General features: G+C 41.7%; 2 protein-coding genes. Both read right to left on the reverse strand.

Going from position 1 to position 1,287, the window contains the following annotated elements; all coding sequences use genetic code 11:
- Positions 1-1,100: Ig-like domain-containing protein (locus M4L39_RS14520; protein ID WP_277582633.1), on the reverse strand; the 1,100-nt coding region annotated here is incomplete at its 3' end.
- A gap of 45 nt (positions 1,101-1,145) precedes the next feature.
- Positions 1,146-1,287: Ig-like domain-containing protein (locus tag M4L39_RS14615; protein WP_431197642.1), on the reverse strand; the 142-nt coding region annotated here is incomplete at its 5' end.

A 1,287-nucleotide genomic window follows, 5' to 3' on the forward strand; every position in this document is an offset into this window, starting at 1 on the left:
ACATCTTTAACTGTTAATATTGTTTCCTGTGACACATTTCCTGAACCATCTGTTGATGTGATAACCAATTCTTCGTTTCCTACTAAATCTACATTTATTGGGATATCAATCACGTAATTGCCTTGGTCATCTGCCGTACCAGTTACAACACTTCCATCTAGGAATTTAACTGTGATTGTTGAGCTTGGTTCGCCTGTTCCTATAACTTGTGTGCCTTCACTTGTCACTTCATTCACCGTTGGTGCGTTTGGTACCGTAACATCTATTACAGTCAATTTTGTTTCTGGCGATACATTGCCTGATGTATCTGTTGATGTCACTACCAACTCTTCGTTACCTACTAAATCTACATTTGTTGGGATATCAAACGCGTAGTTGCCTTGGTCATCCACTGTGTCCGTCACAACACTTCCATCTGGGAATTTAACTGTGATTGTTGAGCCTGCTTCACCTGTTCCTGTAACTTGTGTGCCTTCACTTGTTACTTCATTCACCGTCGGTGCATCCGGAGCTGTTGTATCTTTAACAGTTAATCTTGCTTCTGGTGACACATTGCCTGCTCCATCTGTTGATGTCACTACAAGTTCTTCGTTTCCATTTAATTTCTTATCTACTGGTAAATCGATTGCGTAATTTCCTTGGTTATCTACTGTTCCCGTCACTGTGCTTCCATCTGGGAATTTAACCGTAATTGTTGAGCCGGCTTCGCCTGTGCCTGTTACTTGTGTACCTTCACTTGTAACCTCATTCACCATCGGTGCGTTTGGTGACGTCACATCTGTAACTGTCACTTTTGCTTCTGGCGATACATTGCCTGCTCTATCTGTTGATGTCACTACTAACTCTTCATTTCCATTTAATTTCTTATCTAATGGTAAATCGATCACGTAATTTCCTTGTCCATCTACTGTACCCGTTACCACACTTCCATCTGGGAATTTCACTGTGATTGTTGAGCCGGGTTCACCTGTTCCTATTACCTGCGTACCTTCACTTGTAACTTCATTCACCGTTGGTGATACAGGTGCTGTCGCATCTTTAACAGTTACTCTTGTTTCTGGTGACACATTGCCTGAATCATCTGTTGATGTGATAACCAATTCTTCGTTTCCATTTAATTTCTTATCAACCGGTAAATCAATCAGTTATTTTCCTTGTTCATCTACTGTTCCCGTCACTGTGCTTCCATCTGGGAATTTAACCGTAATTGTTGAACCTGCTTCGCCTGTGCCTGTTACTTGCGTACCTTCACTTGTTACTTCATTCACCATCGGTGCTACAGGTGCT

The sequence above is a fragment of the Staphylococcus equorum genome (genome assembly GCF_029531845.1).
GTDB classification, from domain to species: domain Bacteria; phylum Bacillota; class Bacilli; order Staphylococcales; family Staphylococcaceae; genus Staphylococcus; species Staphylococcus equorum_C.